Origin of the sequence: Natronorubrum halobium (assembly GCF_051351675.1) — an archaeon.
In the GTDB taxonomy this organism is placed as follows: Archaea; Halobacteriota; Halobacteria; order Halobacteriales; family Natrialbaceae; genus Natronorubrum.
In genome coordinates this window covers 4,406,139-4,427,008 of record NZ_CP195595.1, presented here as the reverse complement: position 1 = coordinate 4,427,008, position 20,870 = coordinate 4,406,139, and the positions used below count along the sequence as shown (strand labels likewise).

Below are 20,870 nucleotides of genomic sequence, written 5' to 3'. Positions count from 1 at the left end.
CCCCATCGGCTCGAAACGTTAACCCGTCTCGAGGCGAACATTCCGACAATGGCCGGGGACGAAGACGACGATCCGACGGCGATCCGTTCGCTCGCGCTCTCGCCGGCGGACGCCGCCGACGCCTACGCGTATACCCAGGAGAATCCGGGCGAGGCCGTACTCCGCGTGACGCCGCCGTTTCACGGCCGGATGCGGGCACGCATCCACGTCTATCGTCTCGACGACACCGAACTGACCGGTGCCGTCCACGTCCCTCCAGCGGACGTCATCGAGCGCGACGTCCTCGACGACTACCCCACGCTCGAGACCGAACTCGAGGACGTCGTTCCGGCGGAGACCGACCACGTCCGAAAGCAACACGCCGAGGCAGTCGAAGAGTGGCAGGCACGAGCGCGCGACGCGATCGTCGACGCAGTCACGCTCGAGACCGACGACGGCCCGCATTCCGTCGACGTCAAACGGATCGGCTAGCGCGACGCGAGCCGAGCCCCGCTCTCGGCGACGTTCCCGAATTTTTCCGTCACACGCGCGCTGTCCTGCACTTTCACTTTCACTCCGGGTGGATCGGATTAACGTACTATCCGTCTCATTGACCAGTATGGCACTGATCGTCGACCGGAGTGAGGACCGAACCGAGCAGACCGACCGCACCGGCGCAGCGACCACACTCGAGCCGGAACCGGGGCGACGCCGCATCGACGTCACCGACCTGCACGCCGCCGGCATCGAGGAGTTCGTCGAGTCGAACGTCGACACCGACTACGTCTCGCTCGAGCACCGCGGCGCGCGGACCTACCTCGTCCTCGAGGACTGAGCGAATCGGCCGACCGCTCCGGGGGAGCCGCGAGGATCGGGGACGAGCGGCTATCGGCGCCGGGTTCCGGACCGGAGCCACGCAGAGGGGTTCCGGGAAGCGTATTTCGCGTCCGGCTCGACCGCGTATAGTCCCTGTCAGTTCGGTTCTCGACTGAACTGAAATGCTGCGTTTTGACCGTCGCGAGCATCGGTATCGCTTCCCCTCTCGGGTTGGCGCTGTAGTGGGTCGGTGACGAGAGCGGTAGTCGTCGCAGTCGTCAGATGCAGACACCGTCCGCGCCCGACGGGCACTCTCGGCCTCCGTCAGTATCGCGGACCGGTCGTGCTCGTGACCGGTCACCCGTATCGTTTTCACCGGGATCGTGGGAGAAGTTCGCATGACCGACGCTCGGGACCGAGAGTCGATACACTCCCGCGGTCCGACGACGCGACGACGAGTTCTCGAGGGCGTCGCCGGTCTCGTCGGCACCGCCGGTATCGTTGGGATGGGAGCGTCGTCGGCAGGGGCTATGGACCGCGACACGGACGGCAACGGCGAGATGACTGCTCGTGTCGAAGCGAGGCAGGACGATCCCCTCGCGGACCTGCCACTGGTCGACGCGCATACGCACGTGATTCCCGAGGAAACGCTCGATATGGATCCGCTGCACGCCGACGAACTGGTCTCGCGGATGGACGACACCGGCGTCGATCAGGCGGTCGTTCACGCCCTCGAGTCGCCCGAGGCCTACCCCGTGCAGGCGCCGAGCTGGTGGGTTCTCGAGCAGGTCGAGGCCTATCCGGACCGGTTGATCCCATTCTGTTCGATCGATCCTCGAACGCTGGTCTACGAGGAGGAGTTCGGGGCCGTGACCGATCTGCTCGAGCGATACGTCGATCGCGGCGCGCGCGGCTTCGGGGAGCTCAAGGCCGGGCTGCCGATCGACGATCCGCGACTCGAGACGCTCTACGAGTCGTGTGCCGACCACGGGCTCCCGATCCTCTTTCACACCGACGACAAGGCGATGGAGGACGAGGTCGGGCTGCCGCGACTCGAGGACGTGCTGGCCTCGTTCCCGTCGGTCGACTTCGTCGCACACGCCCACGCGTGGTGGGCGCACATCTCCGCGGACGTACGCCGGGAAGACCGCGGTGACTATCCGGCGGGGCCGATCGAACCCGGCGGGCGCGTCCCCGAACTGTTGTCCGCTTACGATAACATCTACGGCGACGTCTCGGCCGGTTCGGGCTGGAACGCGCTCACGCGCGACGCGGAGTACGCGCAGGGGTTCCTCGAGGAACACCACGAACGGCTGGTGTTCGGAACGGACTTCCTCGCTCCGGAGCAGGCAGTGCCACAGTTGGGACTGTTCGACCGATTCGAACTTCCCGCGGACGCGTGGGCGAATATCCGGTACCGGAACCTCGAGGGGTTGCTCCGGTGAGAGTCAGGCGCGGTCCGCTCAGAATCGCTGCAGTTGGATTTCGTCCGCCGTGATCTCGTCGATGTGGTCCTCGTCGAGTTGATAGCGCTCCATGCCGCCGGCGATGTCCCGGTCTCGATGCAGCCGCGACTTGATCGACTCGCTCATCTCCGGTCCGGGTTCGACGTACGCGACCCCCGCACCGACCTCGTCGATGACGCCGATTTCCTTTCCGTTCGTGTTGACGACCGGCTTCTCCTCGTCGTCTACTGTGAGGTTAGCGCACATACCTACACGTTCGCCAAGGGACGGGGTATACGTCGGACCTACATGTGCCTGTGTTCGTGAGCCAACGTGATCGACGACGGGATGGGCGGACCGGATTCGACTGAAGCGGACGGCTTCGAACCGATCTCCGATCGAATCGATACCACTACCGTTCTGGACTCGAGACCGTAGATAATGAAACTCGCGCGGATCGCGACGGAAGACGGACCGATCAGCGGCCAGTACGAGGACGGCGTCGTCCACGGTGACGACGGCGTCTACGAAGTCGGTGCCGACGGGACGTTCCTGCCGCCCTGCGAGCCGTCGGCGCTGTACTGCGTCGGTCGGAACTACGCGGCGACGCTCGATCAGATGGCGTACGAACGACCCGAGGAACCCGACTTTTTCATCAAACCACCGGCGTCGCTACTGGGCCATCGGGATCCGATTCCCTATCCCGGCTTTACGGACGAACTCACCTACGCCGGCGAACTCGCGGCGGTCATCGACGAACCCTGCCGCAACCTCTCGGCGGACGAGGTGCCGGACGTCGTCCGCGGCTACACGATCATGAACGATATGGACGCGCTCGATCAGGCCGGGCGCACGGCTCGGAAAGCGTTCGACGGCTCCGGCCCGCTCGGCCCGTGGATCGAAACCGCGGTCGATCCGACGGGAATCGACATGTGGACCGACGTCGCCGGCGAGCGTCGGCAGGAAGCCAACACCGAACTGATGCTGTTCGACCCCCACGAGATCGTCGCCTTCCTCTCCCGCCGATTCACCTTCCGTCCCGGCGACGTAGTCGCCTTCGGCAGTCCCGCTAATCCCGGACTGGTCGAGCCCGGTGATACCGTCGAAATTACCTACGACGGTGTCGGTACGCTTCGGAATACGGTCGTGGATCCTGCGTCCCACGATAGCTAACACAGCCAGTTGTCTCCGAGCTCGTCGACTCCGTACGTGTGCCTTATTACGGCTGTGGCCCGTTGAGTCAGTCAATGACCGAGACCATCTACATCAGCCGAAAGGACCTCACTTCGGGAGAGGTCCTTCGGGAACTCGGGAACGGGAACCGCGTGATCATCGAAGTCGAGATCCTCGGGAAGACGCTGAAGATGGCACTCCGTCGCCAGGGCGGGACGTACTACTGTGACACGCCGATGAAACTGCTCACGTTCGAGAGCGAGGAGGAGATGCAACGGTGTCTCGAGCGGTATCGACTCGCCAGAGCGGACTCCGCTGACGGGCCCGAAGAAGAAACGGCGTCGTCCGTCAGCGAGTGAGGTGCCGTCTGCCGAACTGATCGCGGCGCGAGGCGTCCACAATGTATAGGTTCCGTCCTGCCGTCTCTCTAGTATCTGATGACCGATCCCGATCAGGGCATGGAAGGGCTAATGCTCGTCGACAACCCGGAGTTCGAGCGGATAATGGAGTGCGTCTTCGGGATCCAGCCCCACGAAACGCGCACCTACTTTCGGTTACTCGAGTTACAGGGGAGTACGGTCGCCGAACTCGCGGACGCCCTCGAGCGCGACAGGAGCAACGTGAATCGCTCGCTATCGACCCTGTGCGAAACGGGGCTGGTGGAGCGAGAACGCCGACTCCTCGAGGGCGGCGGCTACGTCTATCAGTATTTCGCCGTGCCCGTGCCGGACGCACAGCAATCCATGCACGAGGCGGTCGACGAGTGGGCGGAGACGGTACACGGGCGGATCGACGAGTTCGGTCCGTGAGGGTTCTGCCCGTGAATCAGCCGGCGGAGTCGATCGGTTGTGTGTGCGCCGTGCCAGACGGGACGCTACTTTTGTCGGACTGGTGCGCTAGGTCTAGCAACTGCGACCGCGGAGTAGCCGCTTTCGCCCGATAGCTGACGCCGATACAATTTCGCATGGATCCATCCCGAAATCACACGGAGACGACCGACGACCGCTCGAGTACCCCGGACCGACGAAACCCGTTCGCCGCCGGGATCGATCGACGGCGCCTCATGCGATCGTCGGTCGCCGTCGGTGCGACCACCGCCCTGGCCGGCTGTCTCGGTGACAGTGAGAGTAGCGAGCGGGTTCCGACCGTCTACGCGTTCAACACCGGCGATCGAACGGCAACCGTCATCGACGCCGAGAGCGACGAGGCGGTCGAGACCGTCCACGTCGATACCACGGCGTCGTTTCCGGCCAACCAGTACGGGACCGGCGCGGATTCGACGTACGACACCCTCTGGCTCAACGTCAGCGGCGGCGTCAGGGCACTCGATGCGCACACGCTCGAGGAACTCGCCCACGTCGAGACCGGTTTCGAGCCGAACTACCCTAATCTGACGCCGAACGAGGACCACCTGATCGTGGCTGCCGGCGGGACGACGACGATCGATCCCAATCCGGACGACCCCGACGACCACGTGATCGCTCGCGTCGACGCCGACCGCGACAGCGAAACCTTCGGCGAGGTAACCGACGAGATTCGGACCGGCTACACCGGCCCGTGTGACGTGACGCTCGAGCCCACCGGCGAGTACGCGTACGTCGCGGACATCGCCGCCGAGACGCTACGCGTCATCAGCGTCGATCCGTTCGAGACCGCAGCCGAGATCGATGTCGGCGACCCCGTCGGTGAGGGGAACGTCCTGCCGTTCATGTGTACGGCCTCCGTTGCCGGTGACCTGTTGCTGGTCGAAAACGGCGAAGGCACCCTCGGCTCCGATCCCGACGTTCCCCGAGAGGGGTCCGAGAGCATCTGGGACATTTCCACGCCCGACGAACCCGAAGAACTCGACCGAATCACGCGGGACGACGGGCTCCCGGCGATGCCGCTTACGAGCGAGATCGATCCGAACAGCGAGGCGGGATACGTGTTCACGCCCGACGCGGACAGCGTGACGGTCGTCGATCTCGAGGACCGGGCCGTCGACCGGGAACTCGACATCGGCGGCAGTGCGCTCTCGGGTGCGTGGGGCCCACACCGGGAGAAACTGTACGTCCCCGTCCAGACGGCAAACCACGTGGCGGTCATCGACCACGCCCAGCGCGAGGTTGTGACGACGATCGACGCCGGCGAGTCGCCGACGGGTGCCGTCGGCGGCATGATTCGTCCGGAGACGAGCACCAGTCAGCAGCTCCGTGGCTCGCTTGCTTCGCTGGGTCTCGAGTTCGGCGACCGGGAGCCGACGTACTGTCCGGACGACAACTGTTACTGCGGGTGACATCGACTTCCAGCGGGGAGACTTTTCGCGAGAGTTCCTTCGATTCGCACGGTATTGTGAGCGACGACCGACTGAGTAGCCGTTGCCATAATGCGTTTCGGGTCTGTGCGATGCCCACACACGACCGGCATACCGACATCGTCCGTTCCGCCGTGGGTACATCTGTATGCCAACCGACCAACTCCGATCGATCGACCGACGACGGCTTCTGCAAGCGCTGGGTGCGAGCGGCGCGCTCGCACTCGCCGGCTGCCTTGGCGACGACGAAACGGCGGACGACGCGGACGAGAATGGCGACGAAACAGACGCCATGAACGGCGACGAAGACGATGCAAACGGGGAGGAGTCCGAACTCGCGAGCCTCGAGCCCACCCCCGAAGGCGAGTCGCTTATCGGAGACGACATCCACGCACTCGTCGACCTCTTCGACGATCAGCCAATGAGCGAGGCCCAACACGAAGTCGAGGGCGAGGACCGGTCCTACACGCCGCGACACGTCTGGAAGTGGGTTAGCGACGAGAACTTCATCGGGCTTCACTTCGACGACCCGAACCCGGAGGCGGCGACCGAACTCGACTACATCACGATCGGACAGAAGGGGCTCTTTACCGAGGAGAGCCAGCCCAGCGAGGAGTTCTCTCACTTCCACCAGCATACCGGCGACAGCTGGGACGGTTCTCACGGCGGCGAAACGGGCGACGAGGGCTACTGGCTGACCCACATTTCAACCCGAGAGATTCAGTACCCCTTCCACGACGAACCGATCGAGCCGCAGGTCGACTTCGGCTTCATGCCGACGCCGCCCGAGGAGGGTAGCGAGGGTCACGACATCAGTTGGGATGCACCTGATGGCGGTGAGGGCGACATCTCGGACGAGGACCGCGATGCACTCCTCGAAATATTCGACGACAACTGGACAGAAGGCCAGGACGACGCACCGCACGGCACGCCAGCACACGTCTGGAAGTGGGTGTCCCCGGAAACGTTCCTCTTCCTCCACTTCGACGAACCGAACGCCGAGGAGGCCGACAATCTCATCTACTTCGGGATGGGGAAGCGCGGACAGTTCACCGGTGATGACATCCCGGCAGGCCAGAACGAGGAGTTCACCCACTTCCACAAGCACGAGGCCGACAGCTGGGACGCCGGTCATGGCGGGCAGGACGCCGAACAGTGGGGTGCCTGGCTCGTCCACCATGCGACCCGCGACCACGAGATGCCGTGGGGCGAGGTCGAGGTCGGTATCGATCGCGAGTTCATGCCCACCGAACCGCCCGAGTAATTCATGGACAGAGAACGTCTGAGCCGTCGACGACTGCTTGCGGTCGCCGCTACCGGGAGCGTCCTGTCCGCGACCCTTGCCGGCTGTCTCGGGGAAGACGACGTCGAGACCGATGACGTCGACGAGAACGGTGAAGACGGAGACGACGACGAGGGTATCGTCGAAATCATAACCCGAGCGGGCGAGGAAGACGAGGACGAACCGAACTTCGTCTTCGACCCCGATCACGTCGAGATCGAACCCGGCACGACCGTTCGGTGGGTCAACACCGACGGCGTCTTCCACACCGTTACGGCGACCGACTCGCTCGAGGAGAAATCACCGAGCGAAGTGTTCAGCGAGACCCTCAGCAGTGACGGAGACGAATTCGAGTGGACGCCCGAGGACGAGGGGGTTCAGCACTACTACTGCGAACCGCACGCCGGGTTCATGGAGGGGACGATCGAGATCGGCGACGTCGATGCGGCGGAACCAGAAAAGAACGAAGACGACGCTGACGAAGACACGACCGACGTCAACGACGATACCGAAATCGACGAGGAGTTCGTCGATATGACCGGCGAAGACAGCATCCAGATCGAGACTCGAAAGGGAGACGCCGAGGACGAACCGAACTTCGTCTTCGATCCGGCGTTCGTCCGCATCGACGCGGGAACGACGGTCGAGTGGGTCAACACCGACGGCGTCTTCCACACCGTCACGTCGACCGACTCGATCGACACCCGCAGCGGCGGTGGTGACGAGTTCGACGAGACGCTCTCGAGCGAGGGCGACAGCTTCGAGTGGGACGCCGACGAGACTGGCACCCAGCCGTACTACTGTTCACCCCATGCGGGTTTCATGTACGGCGCACTCGAGATCGAGTGATCCCCGCTGACCCTGCCAGCCGACCCGTCCGGGTCCGAACCGAGCCGTCGAGAAGAAAGGCACTTCCGCTGGCACCCCCTTCGAGCCGATGTGAGCGCTGACGCTACGCGACGCGTCGAAGTATACCCCGACCGAGAGGTCGTCGTCGAGTTCGATCCCGACCTCACCTTCGAGTGCGTCGAGGACTGTACCTGGTGTTGCCAGCACGGCGTGCTCCTGTACGACCGGGACCTCCTCGAGTTAGCCCAGCGGGCGAACCTCGCGGAGACCACGACCGACTTTCGCGGCGAGAAGTTCGTCACGCGCGAGGAGAAAGACCGAGACGACCACGTCGACGAGGACGGCTGTGCTTGTGCCTTCCTCCGGGAGGACGGTCTCTGCTCGCTGCACTTGGAGGAGGACTGGAAGCCGACCAGATGCTCGGTCTTCCCGCTGGGCGTCTGGCTCGAGGACGGCGACCTCCACGTCGACATTCGGGACTCGGCCCACGACCACTGCGAGGGACTGAACGTCAGCGACCGGAGCGTCGTCGACAACCTCGAGGCGTTCCTGCCGGAGGTGCTGTGGGAACTCGAGAACCCGGATTCGGACCGAGAACTGTAGCATCGGCCCCGGCGACGTGGTACTCTACGTACCGATCACGCGGCCGAACGTTCACGATATGGGTAGATGTTACCACGGCTCTCCAATGTTTTAAACGTCCTCCCCACGTAGTACGGTTGTGACAGAAGAATCCGGGCGACGGAACCTCCGTATGCCCAACAGTGATGAAGTATTCGCCGTCGTAACCGAACACCTCGGAGGGAACCACGTACAACTCCGCTGTGAGGACGGCGAGGAACGGCTCGGCCGCATCCCAGGTCGCATGAAGTACCGCACCTGGATCGAACAAGACGACATCGTCGTCGCCGAACCGTGGGACTGGCAAGACGAGAAGGCCACGATCGAGTGGCGCTACACCAGCCAGGACGCAGATCAACTGCGTCGCGAAGGCCACATCGATTGATCGTTCGGTTTCGGCCTGCAAACTAGATTTCTCCCGTGTCCGACGCAGACGAGCGGCCGCTCTGTAAGACGCTTCAGTCGCCAGCACCTCCACAGCGGAAGCGACGGCCTCCTCGAACACGTATCAGTATACGTATTATTATGCCCGGTATTTATCACCGCTGCGAGACATATCCACTCGGTTATGGACGACGAATCGCTCCAGCGGGAGATCGAGCGCCTTCGCGAGGAGGTCGCTGCTCTCGAGCGACGCCTCGAGAGGCTCGAAGCCGCGAGCGACGATGGCGGCCACGGCTCGTCAGGAACGGAGGCAGCGCCGGGGACTGAGTCGGAGGATAGTCCGATTCCGGGACCCGAGACTGCCGACTCTTCGGCTTCGGATCTCGACTCGGATGCGACGGCAGTCGAACCGGGCGGTGATCCAGCCGAGACCGACCCTGAATCGGAAAGCCTTCCCGCCGAGACCGACCCTGAATCGGGGAGCCACCCCGCCGGAACGGAATCGACGAGCGAGTCGAACGCCGCGAGCGACTCGACGGTCGAATCGGCTGACGACGGCCGCAATTGGGAGGTCGCCGTCGGGATCCGCTGGTTCGGTCTCGCAGGCTCGCTCGCGCTCGTCGTCGGCGTCGTCTTCTTCGTTCAACTCGCTATCGATACGGGGCTGCTCGGTCCGCTCGGACGCGTCGCAGTCGGTACGATCGGCGGCGCGGCGCTGTTCGGCGGCGGCCGCTACGCCGCGACCCGCCAGCGGTACGTCCGCTGGGGTCGCATCGCGTCCGGCGCGGGGCTCGCGGTCGCGTACTTCAGTCTCTACGCGGCCTACGGCTTCGAGACCTACCGCGAGACGATCGGGACGCCGCTGTGGGCCGTCCTCGTCGCGCTGACGGTACTCGTAGCCGTCACGGCGCTGGTGTCCGTTCGCGACGGGGCACCGCTGGTCGTCGGGGAGGCGTTCCTGCTCGGCTACGTCACCGCCTCGCTGAGCACTGACGCTGCGACGCTCGTGGTGACCCCGGTCTACGTCCTGTTGCTCGCCGCCGGTCTGGTCGCGATTGCGACGGTACGACCGTGGAGCCGTCCCGTCGTCTCGAGTACGTTCGCCACCTACGGCGTTCTCGCGCTGTGGCTCCTGGACGTCGACCCGCCAGCGGCCGCGCTCGCCGCGGTCACCGCAGTCGCGTTCCCGCTCTATCTCTTCGGGGGGTACGTCCTTCGGGGAAGCGACCGCGTCACTGAACGCCGATATCGCATCCACCTGATCATCTTGACCGTCGTCAACGCCGTCGCCGCGGCGCTGTTCCTCGAGCTATCCGTCCGCGACGCGTTCCCAGAAGCGGCCGTCGAGGGTCTCGGATTGGTCGCCGTCGCGATCGCGCTCGCCGGTGCGTACACGGTCGTCATACGGCGTTCGAGCCGACGCGACGTCGCGGCTGCAGCCGGTTCGGTGGTCCTCCTCGTCGGCGGACTTCAGATGGCTCTCGAGCCGCTCGCGACGACCGTCGTCGCGCTCGCGGTCGTCTGCGGAGCGGTCGGACTCTCGTTCCGATCCGACGTGGCCGGTGTCGGATTTCGAGCGGGGGCGCACGTCGTCGCCGGCGTGCTCGTTCTGAAACTGCTCGCGGTCGACGCGACCGCGCTCTCGCCGTTCGACGCCGCGGATCCGTTGGCGACACTCACCGGTCGCCCCGCCTCGTTCGCGCTCGCCGTCGCCACCTTCTACGCGCTTTCGCGGTGGTTCTCGATCCGCGAGACGTCACTGACTGCCGTCGAACGTCGCGTCGACCGGTCCGTTACCGGCAGCTACGCGGTCGCCGCGACCGGGCTCGGCGTGATCGGTCTCGCGCTCGAACTCTCAGGAACCGGAATTTCGGTCGCGTGGGCGCTGTACGGATTCACGCTGCTCGGGATCGGCCTCTCCGTCGACCGTCTGGGCGTTCGAGTGCTCGGAATCGCCGTCCTCGTGCTCGCGACTGCAAAGGTGTTCCTGCTCGACACGAGCGATCTCGATACCGTCGCCCGGACGATCTCGTTTCTCGTCCTCGGGGCCGTGTTGCTCGCCGCGTCCTACAGCTACGCCCGGTCCCGTGGCGACCTCGATCTCGGCTACCTTCCCGATCGGAAGTAGCGGCTCTCGACCGACGGCGCGTTACCGCGTGGCTCGCTTCCAGTCGGCCAGCCCGACGACCGCGCCGTTGATCTCCGCGGGGTCCGCCTCGAGCGCCGCCCAGACGAACATCCCCGCAACGGATCCGGGTCCCGTCCCTGACCGCCGGACAGTCCGGTCGAAACCCGTCCCGGATCCAGACAGCCGACGGTGTAGTCGGTATCGGCAGCGAACCCTCGAGCGACTGCCGCGGCGGTCGCCTTCGAGATCGCGTAGGAGCCGTACCCCGGTTCCGTCTCCCGTGCGATCGATCCCGTCGGGACGAGGATGCGTGCGTCGTCGGTCAGGTGCGGCAACGACTCGAGAATCGTCGCGAAGACCCCTCTCCCGTTGATTCGCCAGTGGTCGTCGAACGCCGAGTACGACTCGCGGTCGGTCGGTGTCGATCCCGGGTCACCGTGATAGACGCCGGCCGCGGGCACGAGGACGTCGATCCCGCCCGACTCGCCGGTTCGCGAGGCGGTCTCGACCAAACGCTCGAGGTCGAACTCGTCGCGCACGTCGGTGCGGACGCCCGCCGCGATCGCGTCGGCGGATTCGGTTCGTTCCTCGAGCGCACCGACGGTGTCCGTGACTGCGTCGCCGTCTCGAGCACCGATCACGACCGTCGCGCCTTCGTCCGCGAAGGCTTCGGCGACGGCGCGACCGATACCGCGAGTCCCGCCAGTGATGACGGCTGTCGTTCCAGTCAGAGTCATAGGCTGCGTACGCACGGCACCGACAGGAAACCATCGAACGCGGAGACGAAAGCGACGGCTCGATCGTTCGGAATGTGACCGTCGCCTAGCGGCCGAACAGTCGCTTGAAGAGGCTCCGTCCGCTCGGTCGTTCGGCGAGCAACACCGAACAGTCGACATCGGTGACGACGTCGAGGTGGAGCGAACTCGTGACGAGCCGCGAGAGCAGGCCGCGCTCCGTCGCGCCGATGAGCAGCATCGTGTGCTCGGCGGCGGCGCGACTGATTGCCTCCTCGACGTTGCCGGAGTCGTCGACGATGAGTTCGGCGTCGCTCAGGTTGTGGTCGGCAGCCCACTCCGCGAGGAACCGTTCGCCGGCCTCGCGTTTCTCGGGGGTATCGACGATATGCAGGAGGGAGACGTTGGCACCGACGGCCGTATCGAGCGCCTTCGCGACCTCCGCGCTCAGATCCGAATCCGGGCCGCCGGCGGTCGGCAGGAGGATTCTCGAGGTGTCCAGTCCGCGATCCTTGAACACGAGGAAGTCGCAAGGAAGCTTGCTGGTCAACTCGCTGAGGGGCTGTTCGGCGCGCGCAGCGTCCCACAGGCTGTTGCCGCCCCAGTCCATCATCACGAGGTCGGCGTGCTGGCGATTAGCGGTGTCGAAAACCTCTTCGAACGAGCGGTGGGTGACGATCGTCGAGGTCTCGTAGTCGACGGTGTCGGTATCGACGATATCGGTGTTGACGGACCCGCAGACGTCCTCGAGCAGCCGTTCGGACTCGTTAACGATTCGGGCGCGTTGTTTGTTGCTGCCTGCTGCCGACGGTCTGTCGGGCGTCTGAACGATGTGGACGACGTGAACGATCGCGGACTCGTGCATACTTGCGAGTATCGCCGCGAGTTCGACGAGCCGCGATTCGGTGCGCGGGTTCGCGATCGGAACCATGACCCGGTAGGTGTCGTCGTCGGGTGCAGTCGTATCGGCGGTATCGATCAGGGGTACGTACGAGCGACCGACGAGGCTCCCGAACGTCCACTCTTGAATTGAGAGTCGGCGTTCGATGCCGGAAAAACGCGCGGACTCGAGGCGTTTCTCGCTCGTCTGGAAGTAGTTGATAACGGTTACGAGCAGGATGCCGCCGATGGTGTTACCGAGGAAGACCGGCAGGACGAAGTGGAACAAACCGGTGAAAAGGGCGAGTTCGCCGAGCAAGACGACGTAGGTCATCTCGGTGAAGGATGTGACGACGTGAAACAGGTTGCCGATTGGAATCGCGAGGAACGCCATGTAGACGATCACGATTCTGGCGACCGTCTCGCGGGCGGCGTACTCCACCCAGACGACGCCGGCGACGATCAATCCGGCGAATGTAGCCTTGAAGAACAGATCCCACCACGCCGTCTCCGCGCCGTGCGTTCCGAGGTACATCGCCGCATCGGCTGCTTCTGGGGAGAAGACGCCGCCCCAGGCCAGCACTGCCGCGCCGATCGCCCCGCCGGTGAAGTTACCGATGAGGACGATCGACCAGTGACGAAGCAGGGCTGGAATGCTGGAGAGTCGCTCGAGAGTGAGTGCGACCGGCGGCAGCGTGTTCTCCGTGTACAGCTGGTAGCCCCCGATGATGATGTAGATGAACCCGAGCGGGTACAGTAGCGCGCTCAGGATCGGGTGGCCGTCGGTCGAGCCGTACAGCGAGGCGTAGAGCAGTACCGTGATCGTGATCGCGAAGCCGGCAGCCATTCCGCTGAAGAACAGTTCGCGGTTCCCGGAGGTGACTTCCTCGTCGGCGGCCGCGATGATCCGCTGGAAGACTTCGTCGGCTGAAAACCGATCGCGAACGACGGAGCCGACTGCCGGAGCGCCGTGTCTGGACCGTTCGACCGCATCGCGGACCGTCTCCGTCTCTGACTCCGGCTCCGACTGGTCCGGCGGGATCGACGCTTCCTGAGATGAATCCCCCCTGTCTACGCGTTCGGGGCTGTCAGAATCACTCATTGGGTTGTCCGAATCGGTAGATGAACTAAGCACTTGGCTTTGAAGACGACGAGACGGGGCGGCTGTCGGGTTCGATACGGCTGCCCATCGACGCTTCCGCGAGCGCGGTGTCCCGTCGGAACCCTACGTAAGTATGACCCACGTTTATCAGCGAGCCCGCACTCACGTACGACTATGCAACCGCTGGCCGGCGAGTCCGTCGTCGTCATCGGAGCCGGTATCGGCGGGCTCTCGACGGCCTGTTATCTCGCCGATGCCGGTGCCGACGTCCACGTCATCGAGAAGAACGAACAGCTCGGTGGCCGCGCGAGTCGACTCGAGGAAGACGGGTTCCGATTCGACATGGGACCGTCGTGGTATCTCATGCCCGACGTCTTCGAGCGCTTTTTCGCCGCGTTCGACCGAACGCCGTCGGACTACTACGAACTGACGCATCTCGATCCGCACTACCGAATTTTCTTCAAAGACGGGGATCAGGTCGACGTCACGCCCGACCTCGAGCGAACGAAAGCCGTCTTCGAGGAGTACGAGGACGGTGCGGGCAACGCGCTCGAGCGCTACCTCGAGAAGTCCCGCGAAAATTACGAGGTGGGGATGGAACACTTCGTCTACGAGGATCGCACGCGGTTGCGAGACTACGTCGACCTCGACGTGGCGCGACAGGCTCGCGGCCTCTCCCTGCTGGGGTCGATGCAGGGCCACGTCGAGAACTACTTCGACCACCCGAAACTCCAGCAGATCATGCAGTACACGCTGGTGTTCCTCGGGGGATCGCCGACGAACACGCCGGCGCTCTACAACCTGATGAGCCACGTCGATTTCAACCTGGGCGTCTGGTACCCCGAGGACGGGATCGGCGGCGTCATCGACGCGATCGCGGAACTGGGGAGCGAACTGGGCGTCACGTACGACACCGATCGACCGGCGACGGCGATCAAGGGTCGCGAAGGGGCGTTCCTCGTCGAGACGAAACGGGGACCGCTACGGCCCGATCTGGTGGTCAGCAACGCCAGCTACGCCCACACCGAGCAGGAACTGCTCCCGCCCGAACGACGGGGCTACGACGCCGACTACTGGGAGTCGCGGACCTACGCACCCTCCGCGTTCCTGCTCTACCTCGGCGTCGAGGGCGAGGTGGACGAACTGGCCCACCACACGCTCGTCCTTCCGACGAACTGGGAGGAGCACTTCGACCAGATCTTCGAGGACCCGGAGTGGCCGGACGAGCCCGCCTACTACTGCTGTGTCCCCTCCGAAACCGACGACACCGTCGCGCCCGACAGCCACAGCACCCTGTTCGTCCTCGTTCCGATCGCACCGGGGCTCGAGGACACGCCCGAGATCCGCGAGGCGTACCGCGAGAAGATCCTCGCGGACATCGCCGCGAACACCGGTGAGGAACTTCGCGATCGAATCGTCTTCGAAGAGCGCTTCTGTATCGAGGATTTCGCCGATCGGTACAACAGCTACGACGGGACCGCCCTGGGGCTGGCCCACACGCTCCGACAGACGTCCCTCTTCCGGCCGCCTCACCGCGCGAAGGGCGTCGACGGCCTCTATTTCGTCGGCGGCGACACCACGCCCGGTATCGGCGTCCCGATGTGTCTCATCAGCGGCGAACTGACCGCCGAGAAGATCCTCGAGGACCACGGACGGCCGGTAGAACAGTGATCGCGTCTCCGGCCAGTCAGCTATGACGACGGGATCGACATCCACCACTGACGACAGTCTCACCGGTCAGCTATCGTACCTGCTGACGCTCTCGAGGCCCCGGTTCTGGCTCTATCTGGCGGGACCAGTTCTCGTCGGCGTCGCGTACGCCGCGAGTTCGGTCGGCGACCTGTTCGCACCCGCTGCGATCGCACTGTTCGGGTACTTCCTCGTTCCAGCGAACGTCTTCCTCTACGGGGTCAACGACGTCTACGACCGAGACATCGACGCCGCGAATCCCAAGAAGGACGAAAAGGAGGCGCGCTATCGCGGCCAGCGAGTCGTTCCTATCGCGGTCGCCGGCTGTGCGCTCCTGGCGCTGGCGCTCGTGCCGCTCGTCTCGACGGCGGCCTGGCCCTGGATCGCGGTCTTTCTCGTCCTCGGGACGGCCTACAGCGCGCCCCCGATCCGGTTCAAGACGACCCCACTCTTCGACTCGGTCTCGAACGGCCTCTACATCGCGCCGGGTGCGGCAGCGTACGCCGCCGTCGCGGGGTCGCAACCACCCCTACTCGCTATTTTCGGCGGCTGGCTGTGGGCGATGGGGATGCACACCTTCTCGGCGATTCCCGACATCGAACCCGACCGCGAGACCGGCATCCGGACGACGGCGACGGTGCTGGGTGAGCGACGCACGTACGCCTACTGCGGCGCATGCTGGCTCGCGAGCGCCCTCGCGTTCGCCGCGCTCGACGTCCGTCTCGGCGCGCTCATGCTGATCTACCCCGCACTCGTCGCGGCGATCGTCACCTCGAGCGTCGCCGTCGACCGGGCCTACTGGTGGTTCCCGGCGATCAACACGGTCGTCGGCGCGCTCCTGACGTTGGGCGGGCTCTGGAGGCTGATCTGAGAATGGATCGGCGGAACTCGACGGCTGCTGCCGGTGAGCGCAGAACGAGGATCCAGCGGCGCCTCGAGACCGTCATCCGCGAGAACCGGTTCACGATCGCGGTCGTCTTTCCGTTCGTCGGCGCGGTGACGCTGGTCGCCAGCGCGGAGGGACTCGTGCCGGAGCCGCTGGCGTACAACCCGCTGTTGATCTTCTTCGGCACGATGGTGATGCGCTCGCCGCTGGTCGTCGGCCTGCTCCCGCGGATCGGCTGGTGGGCGCTGGGCTGTCTGGGCCTGCTGACGGCGTACACGTACGCGATCGAGACCGTGGGGGTGCGAACTGACTGGCCCTACGGAGCCTTCGAGTACACCATTCAGCTCGGACCGATGCTGTTCGGCGAGGTGCCGCTGGCGCTGCCGCTGTTTTTCATCCCGCTCGTGGTGAACGCCTACCTGCTCACGCTGCTCGTGCTCGAGGACTGGAGTGCGAATCCGCTCGTCAGGGTTCCGTCGGCGATCGCGGCCGTCGTCGCGATCGACCTCGTGCTCGATCCCGCCGCCGTCGCCATCGGCTTCTGGGAGTTCGTCCCCCCGGGGGGATACTACGGCGTCCCCGCCTCGAACTACGTCGGCTGGCTGATTTCGGGCACCGTCGCCGTCGCGCTCGTCGATCTCGCATTCGAGCGCGCGTCGCTGCTCGAGCGGGTCCGAACCTGCGAGTTCATCCTCGACGATCTGGTGAGCTTCGTCCTGCTCTGGGGGACGATCAACCTGCTCTACGGCAACTGGCTGGCGGCCGGCGTCGCCGGACTGTTCTGTCTCGGCCTGTTCCGGACGGACCGGTACGACCGCGAGATGATCCGGCGCTCGCGCTCCTCGAGCGGCATCGGGGGTCGCGATTCTTGATCTCGATTCGCCGCTGGCGGACGCGCCCGCTCGCGAACCGGCTCACCGAAGCCGGGAAAACGCCTCCCCGCCACAGGCGCAATCGTCCTCCGTTCCGAGCGGCGTGAACGAGCCGTCGTCGTCCAGTTCGGCACAGAGAATGCAGCCGCACTGGGTACAGCTTACGATGGCTTTCGTCGGTGTGCGAGCAAGTGCCATGCGATGGTCAGGAGCGTCGTCACGATTACGGTTCTTCCAACGTGTGTTGGATATGAACATATCGAAGGGGAAAACCGCACGACAGCGCGTAATAACGCCGATCCGAGTCGCAAATCGCCGACCTTGCACGCGGAACTTCAGCGGGGGAACATGCTTGCTGTAGGCTTTTGCTCGTGTCGCTGGTGGTGGGTGTATGGCGACCAGAGCGCCGCTCGAATGTCCCCTCTGTCACGACGAACTAACGCGTGGGCAGAATCTCGAGGAACACCTCGTCGCGACACACTCGAAGCAGACGTTAGCGAAGTTCGTCGTCGCCGAAACCGAGGCGCTGGGCGACGAGGACGTCTCGGAGTGACGACGATCGGACGTCGACGGCGGTCAGACGAAGATGGCGGTGAGCGTGCTTCCGAACAGGAGCAACAGGATCACGACGGCGAACGTGATCGCCAACCAGACGCCGAGTCCGATCGCGGCGGTGCGGGCGTTTCGGCGGTCGATGTCGAGCGGATCGTGTGGGTCGCTGGTGGACATACGGGATCGACTAGTACGCGAGGGTCCACAACGGGACATCCACGATATAGCGGGGGTTGATACGTGGCCGTCCGGCGGCGTCACTGGATCGGCACGCGACCGCCGTGACCGGAGTCGTGGCGCTCCGTCTCGAGTGCGGGGACGGCGGAGACCCGTCGGAAGACGGCCTCTGGGTCGCGGTTCCAGTGCCAGTGCCAGCGGGTCTTCGCGAGACACCGCAGCTTTCGGGACGTCGACAGCGCGGGGTCACGACTGAGGACGTCGTAGTCCTGCCGCCGGATGACGGTGTGGTGTTCCGCGTAGAGCACGGCCGCGAGCAACACGGGAAGCTGGCAGTCCTCGGGGAGATAGCGGATCCCCGCGACCCCCTCCCGGTAGAGATCCTCCGTTCGCTTGAGTTCCGCAGCCATCGCGGCGGCGAACGAGTCCGAGTACTCCAGTCGCTCGATCTGTGCCGGCGAGACGTCGTGCGTCTCGAGCGTCTCCTGGGGCAGGTAGATCCGATCGCGCTCGAGGACGTCCTCGCGAACGTCTCGCAGGAAGTTCGTCATCTGGAACGCCTCGCCGAGTTTGATAGCGTGCGGAAGCGCCGTCTCTCGGTCGTCGGGCTCCATGATCGCGGTCATCATCACGCCGACCGCGGACGCCGAGCCCCGCATGTACGACTCGAGGTCGGCGTAGCTCTCGTAGCGGTCGGTATCGATATCCGACTGCATCGCGTCGACGAAGGCGTGAATCTCGGCGTCGGAGATGTCGTACTCGCGGCGGAGTTCGACGAACGCCTCGAGGACGGGGCCGTCGGGTTCGATCTCACCGAGCGCCTGAGCGCGAAGCTCCTCGAGTTCGGCGCGCTGTTGGGCGGGTGGCGTACCGTTCGCGTCGTCGACGACCTCGTCGGCGATCCTGAAGAACGCGTAGAGAACGTGCGTGGCGTGGCGAACGCGCTCCGGGAGGAATCTCGTCGCGAGATAGAACGTTTTCCCGGTTCGCTTCTGTATCGCCTTGCCTGCGTCGATGTGTTCCTGTTGCATTCTCTCCTCGTGCCCAACTCACCGCTATGGGGTGTAATTCGTACGATAGGTGCATATAAAACGGCTACCCCTTACTAAGCGGGTCTCCGTCGAACAGTTCGTCGAGGAGCTTTCGCTGGGCCGACCGGAGATGCTGGTGAAACGTCGATCGGGAGATATCCATCGACCGTGCGAGGTCCTCCCCCGAGACGTTCCGCGGCCACTCGTACCACTGTTTTCGGTCGGGTGAGTGGCACGGATACTCCATCGCGAACGTGTCTCGCTCGCCCGCGATGACGGCCTCGAGCCCATCGACCGCGCGTCTGGCGTGTTCGTCGTCACCCATCCGGGCGGTTGCGATGTAGTTGACGCCGACGTGATCCGTCCGGTACTCGTCAGGACCGAACTCGCGCCTGGACCGGTTGGTCAGCAGAATCTCCCCGTCGCTGTCGATCACACCGACGGTAACCGGGAGCGTCTCGAGCGTCGCCTCGGCGAGTGCGTTCCCGGAGTGTATCGACTGGACGTTCGCGCTTGAACCACATAACGAAAGTGGACGACTCGAGTCGAACGCGAGTGGTGTGGCCGTCGCCGTCAGTGCAGTGACAGCGTGATCTCGTCGTTTTCACATCGATCTGCCGCTGTCTCACCCTCTGCAAAGTACGCTCGGCCGCGTTCGTACTCCCCGTTTCCGTACGCTTCAGCGCCGAGCGCATAGTACTCCGTCGCGTCGCGCAGTGCCTCCATCTCGCACGCCATCTCGGTCAGGTCGCTCTGGAACTCCGCCGGAACGTCGTCTTCACTCTCGTCGAACGTGCGATACGCCCTCCCGAACCGTTCGGACGCCGCCGAAAACTCCGACGCGGCAGTGTCGAACCGGTCCTCCTCGAGGGCGTCGACCCCGTCCAGGAACGGCTCCATCGCCGCGGCCATCCGTCCGCTTCCCGTGAACAGCACGTCGAACATCCCGAGGACCCCCTCTATTTCCTCGAGCGAGGTTTCCATCTCGACGCGGTCGATCTCGTCGAGTCCGTCGAGCGCCCCGGTGTCGATATCGTCGAACGTCGACCGGGCGATCGCCAGCCGCTCCATCGCGTCCCGATTGTAGTCGTTCGCCTGTTCGGCCGCACTGGTGGCGTCGTCCCAGCGGTCGGCTTCCAGATACTGCTCCCAGCGCTCGAACTCGTCCATGGCGTCGCCCAACGCCGAAAAGACGGCGACGAAGTCGCGAAAGAACCCGACGACCGCCTCGAGCGCCTCGATCGTCTCGCGCTGCTCGTCGGTCGCCCCCGTACGTGCGGCCGACAGATCGTCCTCGGCCGCGTCGAGGCGCGCATCGATCGGTCGGGTCTCGAGCGCGTGGGACTCGTCGTCCATCGGATCGTCGGTTTCCTCGAGCGCCGTATCGAACTCGTCGCCGGCCTCGTCGAGTTCGGCTTCGGCCGATCGGATCAGTGTGGCCGTCTCGCTATCGCCCGCGACTGCGTCGTCTTCGGGGTCCTCGGTTAACTCGTCCTCGGCGTCGTCCAACGGCTCGTCACCGTCGTCAGTATTCGTCTTCACAGCGTCGTCGTCAGTGTCCGCATCCCCAGCGTCGTCAGTACTACCGTTTAGCTCGTCGTCACCGTTCTCGGTTTCGTCGTCCGAATCGCCGTCATCTGCAGTTCCGTCGTCCGAATCGTCGTCATCCGCAGTTCCGTCGTCCGAACCGTTGGTGCCGAGATCGGACGTACAACCGGCGAGTGAGAGCGTTGCAGCCGATACGCCGACAGTCGACAGAAATCGTCTCCGATGCATACGTCGACCGTGAGTCTCCGGTACCAAATACGTTCACATCGGCTGACGTGTCGTGCTCGGATGACGGCTCGAAGACATCGATACTGACAGCCGCCACCGGTGGAACACCACTGGTTCTCGACTCACCCGTATTGTTGCCCACATCTTCCGATCTGATTTATGCGCTACGTCTGAAGTTTAAATACGAACAGGCGGCCACAGT

23 protein-coding genes and 1 pseudogene are annotated in these 20,870 nt (G+C 64.6%); 16 read left to right on the top strand and 8 right to left on the bottom strand.

Annotation, left to right across the window (positions count from 1 at the left end; all coding sequences use genetic code 11):
• Window positions 1-48: 48 nt before the first annotated feature.
• The 3 genes from ACSFC7_RS22090 to ACSFC7_RS22080 all read left to right on the top strand — a co-directional run bounded on the left by ACSFC7_RS22090 (window position 49) and on the right by ACSFC7_RS22080 (window position 2,240).
• Complete coding sequence (locus ACSFC7_RS22090; protein WP_436344959.1) at window positions 49-471, top strand: hypothetical protein; 423 nt, start codon at window positions 49-51, stop codon at window positions 469-471.
• Window positions 472-598: 127 nt separating this feature from the next.
• A complete protein-coding gene (locus ACSFC7_RS22085) occupies window positions 599-814 on the top strand; it encodes a hypothetical protein (RefSeq protein ID WP_436344958.1) in 216 nt (71 codons plus the stop codon).
• A 379-nt stretch (window positions 815-1,193) separates the two neighbouring features.
• Window positions 1,194-2,240 carry an amidohydrolase family protein gene (locus ACSFC7_RS22080; protein ID WP_436344957.1) on the top strand — a complete coding sequence of 349 codons (1,047 nt, stop codon included), beginning with the start codon at window positions 1,194-1,196 and terminating at the stop codon, window positions 2,238-2,240.
• Between the two features lie 18 nt (window positions 2,241-2,258).
• Here ACSFC7_RS22080 and ACSFC7_RS22075 read toward each other — a convergent pair whose 3' ends face one another.
• Entirely contained in the window at window positions 2,259-2,507 is a 249-nt protein-coding gene (locus ACSFC7_RS22075; protein WP_436344956.1) for a hypothetical protein, read from the bottom strand.
• A 174-nt stretch (window positions 2,508-2,681) separates the two neighbouring features.
• Here ACSFC7_RS22075 and ACSFC7_RS22070 point away from each other — a divergent pair, with 174 nt between their 5' ends.
• From ACSFC7_RS22070 to ACSFC7_RS22030, 9 genes are all read left to right on the top strand, one after another.
• Window positions 2,682-3,413, top strand: coding sequence for a fumarylacetoacetate hydrolase family protein (locus ACSFC7_RS22070; RefSeq protein WP_436344955.1), 732 nt, complete (start codon window positions 2,682-2,684; stop codon window positions 3,411-3,413).
• 74 nt (window positions 3,414-3,487) lie between these two features.
• Window positions 3,488-3,772, top strand: a complete 285-nt coding sequence (locus ACSFC7_RS22065) for a hypothetical protein (RefSeq protein ID WP_436344953.1) — start codon at window positions 3,488-3,490, stop codon at window positions 3,770-3,772.
• A 78-nt stretch (window positions 3,773-3,850) separates the two neighbouring features.
• Window positions 3,851-4,222, top strand: a complete 372-nt coding sequence (locus ACSFC7_RS22060; protein WP_436344951.1) for a helix-turn-helix domain-containing protein — start codon at window positions 3,851-3,853, stop codon at window positions 4,220-4,222.
• Window positions 4,223-4,377: 155 nt separating this feature from the next.
• A complete protein-coding gene (locus ACSFC7_RS22055) occupies window positions 4,378-5,688 on the top strand; it encodes a hypothetical protein (protein ID WP_436344949.1) in 1,311 nt (436 codons plus the stop codon).
• A 166-nt stretch (window positions 5,689-5,854) separates the two neighbouring features.
• Window positions 5,855-6,970, top strand: a complete 1,116-nt coding sequence (locus ACSFC7_RS22050; protein WP_436344947.1) for a hypothetical protein — start codon at window positions 5,855-5,857, stop codon at window positions 6,968-6,970.
• Between the two features lie 3 nt (window positions 6,971-6,973).
• Entirely contained in the window at window positions 6,974-7,837 is an 864-nt protein-coding gene (locus ACSFC7_RS22045; protein WP_436344945.1) for a cupredoxin domain-containing protein, read from the top strand.
• Between the two features lie 90 nt (window positions 7,838-7,927).
• Window positions 7,928-8,440, top strand: a complete 513-nt coding sequence (locus ACSFC7_RS22040) for a hypothetical protein (RefSeq protein WP_436344943.1) — start codon at window positions 7,928-7,930, stop codon at window positions 8,438-8,440.
• A 118-nt stretch (window positions 8,441-8,558) separates the two neighbouring features.
• Window positions 8,559-8,843, top strand: a complete 285-nt coding sequence (locus tag ACSFC7_RS22035) for a translation initiation factor eIF-1A (RefSeq protein ID WP_076609512.1) — start codon at window positions 8,559-8,561, stop codon at window positions 8,841-8,843.
• A gap of 183 nt (window positions 8,844-9,026) precedes the next feature.
• A complete protein-coding gene (locus ACSFC7_RS22030; protein WP_436344941.1) occupies window positions 9,027-10,970 on the top strand; it encodes a DUF2339 domain-containing protein in 1,944 nt (647 codons plus the stop codon).
• 21 nt (window positions 10,971-10,991) lie between these two features.
• Here the strand turns inward: ACSFC7_RS22030 and ACSFC7_RS22025 are convergent.
• Together ACSFC7_RS22025 and ACSFC7_RS22020 are read right to left on the bottom strand one after the other, a co-directional pair.
• A pseudogene (locus ACSFC7_RS22025) lies at window positions 10,992-11,707 on the bottom strand (SDR family oxidoreductase).
• Between the two features lie 85 nt (window positions 11,708-11,792).
• On the bottom strand, window positions 11,793-13,685 hold the full coding sequence (locus ACSFC7_RS22020; protein WP_436344940.1) for a formate/nitrite transporter family protein: 1,893 nt from the start codon (window positions 13,683-13,685) through the stop codon (window positions 11,793-11,795).
• Between the two features lie 174 nt (window positions 13,686-13,859).
• Between ACSFC7_RS22020 and ACSFC7_RS22015 the strand changes: the two genes are divergently transcribed.
• The 3 genes from ACSFC7_RS22015 to cruF are packed head-to-tail and all read left to right on the top strand — an operon-like array spanning window position 13,860 to window position 17,132.
• Window positions 13,860-15,356 carry a phytoene desaturase family protein gene (locus ACSFC7_RS22015; protein ID WP_436344939.1) on the top strand — a complete coding sequence of 499 codons (1,497 nt, stop codon included), beginning with the start codon at window positions 13,860-13,862 and terminating at the stop codon, window positions 15,354-15,356.
• A gap of 22 nt (window positions 15,357-15,378) precedes the next feature.
• On the top strand, window positions 15,379-16,245 hold the full coding sequence (locus tag ACSFC7_RS22010) for a prenyltransferase (RefSeq protein ID WP_436344938.1): 867 nt from the start codon (window positions 15,379-15,381) through the stop codon (window positions 16,243-16,245).
• Between the two features lie 2 nt (window positions 16,246-16,247).
• Window positions 16,248-17,132 carry a bisanhydrobacterioruberin hydratase gene (gene cruF, locus ACSFC7_RS22005; protein ID WP_436344937.1) on the top strand — a complete coding sequence of 295 codons (885 nt, stop codon included), beginning with the start codon at window positions 16,248-16,250 and terminating at the stop codon, window positions 17,130-17,132.
• A 42-nt stretch (window positions 17,133-17,174) separates the two neighbouring features.
• Here the strand turns inward: cruF and ACSFC7_RS22000 are convergent, their stop codons facing one another.
• Window positions 17,175-17,330, bottom strand: coding sequence for a hypothetical protein (locus ACSFC7_RS22000; RefSeq protein WP_436344936.1), 156 nt, complete (start codon window positions 17,328-17,330; stop codon window positions 17,175-17,177).
• Window positions 17,331-17,523: 193 nt separating this feature from the next.
• Between ACSFC7_RS22000 and ACSFC7_RS21995 the strand changes: the two genes are divergently transcribed.
• Window positions 17,524-17,685 carry a hypothetical protein gene (locus ACSFC7_RS21995; protein ID WP_436344935.1) on the top strand — a complete coding sequence of 54 codons (162 nt, stop codon included), beginning with the start codon at window positions 17,524-17,526 and terminating at the stop codon, window positions 17,683-17,685.
• Window positions 17,686-17,708: 23 nt separating this feature from the next.
• Here the strand turns inward: ACSFC7_RS21995 and ACSFC7_RS21990 are convergent, their stop codons facing one another.
• The 4 genes from ACSFC7_RS21990 to ACSFC7_RS21975 form a co-directional block, all read right to left on the bottom strand.
• The gene (locus tag ACSFC7_RS21990) at window positions 17,709-17,861 is read right to left on the bottom strand and encodes a hypothetical protein (RefSeq protein ID WP_436344934.1); all 153 of its coding nucleotides are present in this window, start codon (window positions 17,859-17,861) and stop codon (window positions 17,709-17,711) included.
• Between the two features lie 80 nt (window positions 17,862-17,941).
• Window positions 17,942-18,892, bottom strand: a complete 951-nt coding sequence (locus ACSFC7_RS21985) for a phytoene/squalene synthase family protein (protein ID WP_436344933.1) — start codon at window positions 18,890-18,892, stop codon at window positions 17,942-17,944.
• Between the two features lie 64 nt (window positions 18,893-18,956).
• Window positions 18,957-19,388, bottom strand: a complete 432-nt coding sequence (locus ACSFC7_RS21980; RefSeq protein ID WP_436348015.1) for a helix-turn-helix domain-containing protein — start codon at window positions 19,386-19,388, stop codon at window positions 18,957-18,959.
• 77 nt (window positions 19,389-19,465) lie between these two features.
• Window positions 19,466-20,668 (bottom strand): hypothetical protein, encoded by a 1,203-nt coding sequence (locus ACSFC7_RS21975; RefSeq protein WP_436344932.1) that lies wholly within the window; start codon window positions 20,666-20,668, stop codon window positions 19,466-19,468.
• Between the last annotated feature and the right edge of the window lie 202 nt (window positions 20,669-20,870).